The sequence below is a fragment of the Celeribacter sp. PS-C1 genome, from assembly GCF_019429625.1.
Lineage (GTDB): Bacteria > Pseudomonadota > Alphaproteobacteria > Rhodobacterales > Rhodobacteraceae > Celeribacter.
Genome location: NZ_JAHXRW010000015.1, coordinates 73,832 through 80,703, shown reverse-complemented (window position 1 = coordinate 80,703; position 6,872 = coordinate 73,832). Strand labels below are relative to the sequence as shown.

Annotated in this window: 5 protein-coding genes; all 5 read right to left on the bottom strand. The window is 61.0% G+C overall.

What is annotated here, in order from left to right:
• On the bottom strand, positions 1–142 hold a 142-nt coding region (locus tag J5Y17_RS17290; protein ID WP_219787024.1), incomplete at its 3' end, for an FAD-dependent oxidoreductase.
• Positions 143–295: 153 nt separating this feature from the next.
• Positions 296–889: a DUF924 family protein gene (locus J5Y17_RS17285; protein WP_219787012.1), complete on the bottom strand. Its 594-nt coding sequence runs from the start codon at positions 887–889 to the stop codon at positions 296–298.
• An 83-nt stretch (positions 890–972) separates the two neighbouring features.
• Entirely contained in the window at positions 973–2,274 is a 1,302-nt protein-coding gene (locus tag J5Y17_RS17280) for an MFS transporter (RefSeq protein ID WP_219787010.1), read from the bottom strand.
• Between the two features lie 126 nt (positions 2,275–2,400).
• Positions 2,401–3,462 carry a tRNA preQ1(34) S-adenosylmethionine ribosyltransferase-isomerase QueA gene (queA, locus tag J5Y17_RS17275; RefSeq protein WP_219787008.1) on the bottom strand — a complete coding sequence of 354 codons (1,062 nt, stop codon included), beginning with the start codon at positions 3,460–3,462 and terminating at the stop codon, positions 2,401–2,403.
• A 24-nt stretch (positions 3,463–3,486) separates the two neighbouring features.
• Positions 3,487–6,852 (bottom strand): DUF3971 domain-containing protein, encoded by a 3,366-nt coding sequence (locus J5Y17_RS17270; RefSeq protein ID WP_219787006.1) that lies wholly within the window; start codon positions 6,850–6,852, stop codon positions 3,487–3,489.
• Between the last annotated feature and the right edge of the window lie 20 nt (positions 6,853–6,872).

Genomic DNA, 6,872 nt, shown 5'->3' with positions numbered 1-6,872 from the left:
AGCCCCAGTTCAGACAAATCCCGCCCAAGTTTTCGCGCTCGACACAGGCAACCTTGAGCCCCAACTGCGCCGCACGAATGGCGGCAACATAACCGCCAGGGCCGGCGCCGATCACGATGAGGTCGAAAGATGTGTCAGACATGGTGGGTCCTCCCGAAACCAGAAATTTAGTTTGATGCTAAACTATCTGGAAAATCGGAGCAATGAAGCTCTTCACTTCTGTATGAATTGCTGCCTCCCACCCAATGCATAGCTCGGGCGGGAGGCGCATACCTCAGAAATGGTGTGGAAGGACTTAGGCCGCGACGGGTTGCAACCCGCGCAAAATCTCCGCGTAGCCCCCATCAGACAGGAATTGCGCCTCGCTTTGCGTGGTCGCCCGCGCCAGAGCCGCGTTGCGATAGGGGAAACGCCCGAACATGCGGATGACCTCGCGATGCGCTTTGGCGTGAAGCAGGTTACTGCCCTCGCCTTTCAAACGCTCACAGATCAGACGCACGCAGCGTTCCTGATCCGACAGGTTTTCGCTATGCATCATCGGCAGGTAAAAGAACTGGCGCGCGGGCGCGTCGATCCGCAGATCCCAACCTTTGTCCACCGCCGCCTTCGCCGCCGCGAGAGACACAGCATCGGAGGCAAAGGCTTTGGCCTCGCCCCGGAACATGTTGCGGGACATTTGGTCATTGAGAATGATGTAGGCCAAGGCCCCCGACGGATAGGTCAGCCAAAGTGAATAGGCCCCCTCCTGCGCCTTCTGCCATGTGAATAGGAACTCATCGCGAATCCGCTTATCAAGCGCCTCGTCGGCCACATACCACTGGGACGGGTCCAACTCATCGAGCCAAAAGGCCAGAATGTCCTCGGGGGTTTTCTCAGCAGTCTGCGCCATCTGTCTGTGCTCCTGTGGCAAATCTTTACAGAAGCGTTACAAAGCCCCGAAGTCTGCGCAAGTTAATTAACGCTAACGGCAGGTCACTTTTCCAATTGTTGCGCATTTACAGCATCGCGTGTGGCCTCTTCGGCCTCATGTTGGGCCTCGGCCTCTTCAGCCATGTCGTTGGCCACTTCCTGAGCAAGCTCGGCCACCACCGTGGTTGTCGAGGGCATCACGGCCACATAGGAGGATGTGTCCTCCACCGCCGCGCGCCGCGTCATCCGCCAAAGCGCATAAAGCGCCACACCGCCCAAAAGGAAAATCTGGAACACCCAATAGCCCTGAGGACCGATCCCGGTCATCATGTAACCCGCGATCAGAGGGCCACCGACGGCGCCGACGCCGTTGATAAAAATCAACCCGCCAGAAGAGGCGGCCATGTCTTCGGGTTCCAGATAGTCATTGGTGTGGGCGATGAGCAGGGAATAGAGCGGGCTGGCCATGCCACCTGCGATAAAGCCCGCAGCGAGCACAAAGACGTAACTCTGCGCGAAAATCGCGCCCAGTACACAGGCGAAAGCGCCCACCCCTGCTGCGCCGAAAATCACCTTGCGCCGGTCCGAGCGGTCCGAAATCCAGCCGATCGGCAGCTGAAAGAACAGAGCCCCCATATAGATCGCCGCCACGAAGGCGGAGATTTGGCCAAGCGTGAACCCGGCCTGTCCGCCATAAACGGCGGCCATGGCCATCTGCGAGGCAAAGACGCCGCCCATCAGGAACATGCCGATACAGCCCAGCGGCGAAATGCGGAACAACTCAACGAGTGTCAGCGGCTTCGAGGTTTCGAAAGCCGGCGTCGGCGAGATCGACAGAAGGATCGGCGCAAAGGAAATCGACACGAGCACAGACGGAATGATGAAGAGCACAAAGCCTGACGGGTCGCCTTTGGCCAGAATCCATTGCGCGGCGATGATGCCCACGGTTTGTACCAACATATAGGCGGAGAGAACCTTGCCGCGTTGTTCGTTGGTGGTGGAGTTGTTGAGCCAGCTTTCCGCCGTCACGTAAACGCCCGAGAAACAGAACCCCAAAACCACCCGCAGCGCAGTCCAGACCCAGGGGTTCGCAACCACCGGAAACAGGATCAGCGCGCCCGAGATGAACGAGGCCAGCGCGGCAAAGACCCGCACGTGTCCGACACGGCGAATGAGGCGCGGTGCTGCCTGAGAGCCCCCGAGGAAGCCTGCGAAATAGGCCGACATGATGATGGAAATCTCGAAGGTGGAGAACCCTTCAGCCACGCCGCGCACACCCAGAAGCGTGCCTTGCAGGCCGTTGCCGATCATCAAGAGCATGATCCCCAAAAGCAGGGGCGCGGAGGAAGAGATCACTTTATTCATGGCGGGACCCTAGGGGATTCGGGATGTGAGGGAAAGCAGACGGATGTCCTCCGTGATGGCACGCTTTTACAGAGAATGTCTCACGCGGATGTTAAGGTTAACGCCATGGACCGAGGATTTCAGACCTTAGACCTCATGCGGCAGCAACAGAGACGCATCGCCATAGGAGAAAAAGCGATAACCCTCGGCAACGGCATGATCATAGACTGCCCGCATCCGCTCGCGCCCCATAAGCGCCGAGACCAACATCAAAAGTGTGCTTTTTGGCAGGTGGAAGTTGGTCATCAAAGCATCCGCCACACGGAACTCATATCCCGGTTTGATGAAAATATCCGTCTCTCCGAGAAAGGGAGCGATCGCGCCCGGCGCAGGGGCCGCACTTTCAATGAGACGCAGCGCCGTGGTGCCCACCGGGATCACCCGCCCGCCCTGCTGTTTCGTCGCATTGATCTCACCGGCGGCGCCCTCGGACACCTCGCCCCACTCCGAATGCATCTTGTGATCGGAGACATCATCCACTTTGACCGGCAGGAACGTGCCTGCGCCGACATGCAGCGTCACATAGGTAAACTGGACACCTTTTTCAGCCAGAGCTTTCAGCAGAGGCTCATCAAAGTGTAAAGACGCGGTGGGGGCTGCGACGGCGCCCATGTTCCGCGCCCAGACGGTTTGGTAGTCTTCCTTGTCCTGCGCATCGGCCTTGCGTTTGGCCTCAATGTAGGGCGGCAGCGGCATCGAACCGGCCTCCGCGAGCGCCTTGTCAAAATCCTCGCCAGAGAGGTTGAACGCGACCACGGCCTCGCCGTCTTCTTTCGCGATCAGGGTCGCGGAAAGATCGTCAGAGAACCGCACTTCCTCGCCTTCCTTGATCTTTTTCAATGGCTTGATCAGAGCCCTCCACTGGCCAGCCTCGGCCTGCGGCTCCAAGAGCGTGACCTCGATCTTTGCTTCCTGATAGCCCTGCGCCGTATCGCGGCCGCGCTTGCCAGTCAGCCGCGCAGGCAGCACCTTTGTGTCATTCAAAACCAAACGGTCGCCAGGCTGAAACCAGTCCAAAAGATCAGTCACATGACCGTCCACAATTCGCGAAGGCGTCGCCACCAACAGCCGCGCCGAAGACCGCGGTTTGGCCGGACGCGTGGCAATCAGCGCCTCAGGCAGGTCGAAATCGAAATCGGAAAGTTTCATGAGACGCCTCGGGTCTTACTTGTTTTACTGATCGCCCGCCGGTTTCTTGCGAAAAATATCGCGCAGCGCGCCGGGCGTGAGCAGCGATAGCGGGTTGACGCCCACGGACGGTTCCTTGGCCGCGCCGGTCAGCGTGTAGGTGAACCCGAACAATCCCTCGCCGCGGCGCGACACGATCTGGCCCAACGCATTGACGAAATAGATTGGCGACACCACACCCTGCATGTCCACGGTCTTAGCCGAGGTGTCATAGAGCCCTTCGATGGTAATGCCAAGGGACGGCCCCTCGGCAGTCGCGCCTTTGACGGTCAGCCGTCCGGGGCGCAGAGTGAAATCGCTTTGCGCATGGGTGAAAAGGATGCCGCCGCCCCCGGTCATCTGTTCAATCAGGCCCACCACGGAAATCGCCGACAAAAGCTCCGCCAGAGAGGGTGCGGATTGCACGCGAATGTCCTCGATGGTGACTCGACCGTCGTAGCTGCCCTCCTCAGGAAGCGCCGTCAGGCCAAAGTTTAACACCCCGCCAGAGGCGCGCTCCAACACACCGGTGGCGGAGACCACCGCGCCCGCGTCCTGCGACGTGGCGGTGATGGTCGGGCCATGCACTCCCGGTCGGATCGTGCCGGTCAGAGCACCCGTGCCATTGAGCCGTCCGCTGAACGATCCGGTCACGCCCGCGCCCGAGGACAGCCGCGCCGAGAACCCATCAAGCGCCAGCCCCTCGCTGATGATCAGCTGATCAAGTTGCACCTCGATAGGCACGGCCCCCGTGTTGCCACCGCCACCCGAGCCGCCAAAGGTCGCCCGCGCAAGATTGAGCCGCCCGCCGGAGATCTCGACTTTAACGGGTTGCCCCGCGCCCTGCCCGACGATGGCCAGAGGCACGTCGAACCAATCGCCCAAGGTGACGCGGCCAAAGCTCAGCCGCTCGAATTGTCCGCCCGGCGCGATCTCCACCCGCCCCTCGCGCGCCGAAAGCCCCGCGCCCGACAATTCAAATGCGGTGATCTCCGGCTGTGGCCCCGCCGTGCCCTTGAGCGTCAATTGCCCACGCGTGCCAGCCGGTTTGCCGTAGCCCACCGGCGCAAACGACAGGCGCAGGCCGGAGAGATCGGAAGTGACTTCGAAGGCGGGCGGTTGGCCTTTTCTGAGCGCGACCGTGAGCGCCCCCTCGGTCTCGCCCGTGACCATGCCATCTGGCAGCGCGATGTTGAAGGTGTCCAACAGCGCCTGATTGATCCGCGCTTGGCCCACCATGTCCGAGCGGCCTCTGTGTTCCGGACCGAAATTCTTGCGCCACTGGCCGGACATCTGCGCCGTGCCGATCTTGGCCGCGCCTGCAATCGACAAGCCGGAGGGGTCCATCGTCAGAGCCAGCCGATCCGCGCTCAACATCTGCCCCGGCATGAGTTGATCCGTGGACAGTTCCGTCAGCGTGCCATTCAACAGAAAATTTACGTCCTCGAACATCACTTTCTGGATCAGCGGAAAGCCGATCTGACCCGAAAGTGCCGCCTGTCCCTCAGCCACGTCCGGGCCAAAGGTGGACTCGCGCAGCGCATTAAAGGGCGGTCCGGCGACAAGCGCCAGCCCCGCCTCGACCGAGGATTGCGTTTTCAATCCGATCTCAAGGCGCGCAGGTTTGACATAGATATCCGGAATACGCAGCAACGTGCCCGCCACCTCGACCGGCCCGCCAGTCGGCGCCTCAATGATGCCGCCGTTCATGGTCATCGTCATCGCAGCCCCAAAGAGCGCGCCATAGCCATGCCCATCGGCCACAGGAGGCAAAGCCGTCATGTAGCGCATATCAAGGTTATCGAAATCCCAATCCAAGGCCAATGTCGGCTGGCGCTGTCCCGGCGCGAACCGCAGAGCCAAGTCAAGATCGCGGTAGGTGGCATCAAAGATGTTTTCCGCCATCCAGCTCCGTGTTTTGGCGACGGCGGCGGGCGGCCAGAGCGCCATCAGCTCGGCCTGTGTCATCTCATCGACCGAGAGATCAAGCGCGGCGGACCAGCCCTCCGGCCCTGCCGCCGCACGGCCTTTGCCCCGCAGCCAAAGATCGCCCTGCGCCAGATCGATCTGGCCGAAATCGAGCACGAAAGGATCGAGCCGCAGTTTGGCGGCAATCAACGCCTGATCGAAAACCAGAGGCTCCGGGAACAGCCCCTCCGGCGCCACACGCAGTTCCGAAATCCGCCATTGCCCGGTGAAACTCTGCGGCCAACTGCCTTCGAAATCGCGCAGCAAAACTTGGCCCTGACTGATGATGTCGAGCGCATCGGTCGCGAGCCGCAGCTCGGGGAAAACGATGCGTTTCCCAACGGGATCGTAGTCGAAATAGCCCTTGGCGCCTTCGAAATCGAGCGGTTCGGCCCCCTCGGCGGCGACGATCTGACCGGCTTCGATCTCGAGCGATCCGGTATATTGCGCCAACTGCCCGTCCGGCCCGATCTCGGCGCGCATGGCGGCGGAGATGGGTGCATCGACGACGGAGAGAAACGACAGCGTCGGGCTTTGCAGCGCGAAATCGCGTGCGGGCGCATTGTCCATATTGAGCGAGATCGACGAGGCCAGTGAGCCCTTCTTCGAACCAAAACCAAGCTCGATGTCCGCCAGGTCTTCCGTGCCATTGAAAATCTCGAAATTCATCGTGATATCAATGTCCTGATCCGTATTGACCAAAGTCACGCCCGCATCCGTCGCCTGCCAGATCCGGCCAGATCTGGCGTCTTCCAGGGACACGGTCAACTCGCGCGCCTCGATCCGGGAAATGCCCGAAAGCGGATCGGTGGAAAAGGCGCGATCGATAGCCTCAAGCACTTCGACGCCCGAGCCCGTCACCCGCTGCGTGCCGCCGAAATCAAGCGCGAAGGCCCCGTCCTGACTGCGCCGCACGGTGATCTGCGCACCCGAAAGCCGAAGCGTATCGGGGCGAAGCTGGCGGGCTTTCAATGCCTCTTTCGAGAGTACCGCGCGAAGCTCGTTGAGCCGGGCAATCTCGGCGCCAGTGCCGTCGATCAGGCCCACGTTGCGGGCGGTGACACGCGGCACGAAATGGGTGTCGACGATGGCGACGATCTGGCCAATGGAGACCTCGGGGCCATTCAACTCGCTGTTGATCTTGCGCTCGATCCGCGTGGTGATCGCGTCCGGAAAGGTGATTTCCCGCCCGGTAAAGGCCAGCACGGCCAGAGCGGCGAAAATCGTCAGCGCCACAAGGAACGCGAGAGTCCAGAAGCCGATAATGTGATGAGTCGGGCGCTTTTTGCGCTCCGGTCTGGACACAGGTTTGAACTCCGATTTCGGCACAGGGACCTGCTCCGAAGGCGCCTTTGCGGCCTCTTCGGTCACATCGTCGTTGTCCTGCGAGGTCGGCTCACTCATGCGTCTGCTTTGGCGTCCTG

Bases quoted from the DNA above. Each gene is read 5' to 3' on its own strand.
- J5Y17_RS17285 (WP_219787012.1), bottom strand. From the start codon at position 889: ATGGCGCAGACTGCTGAGAAAACCCCCGAGGACATTCTGGCCTTTTGG.
- J5Y17_RS17280 (WP_219787010.1), bottom strand. From the start codon at position 2,274: ATGAATAAAGTGATCTCTTCCTCCGCGCCCCTGCTTTTGGGGATCATG.
- queA (WP_219787008.1), bottom strand. From the start codon at position 3,462: ATGAAACTTTCCGATTTCGATTTCGACCTGCCTGAGGCGCTGATTGCC.
- J5Y17_RS17270 (WP_219787006.1), bottom strand. From the start codon at position 6,852: ATGAGTGAGCCGACCTCGCAGGACAACGACGATGTGACCGAAGAGGCC.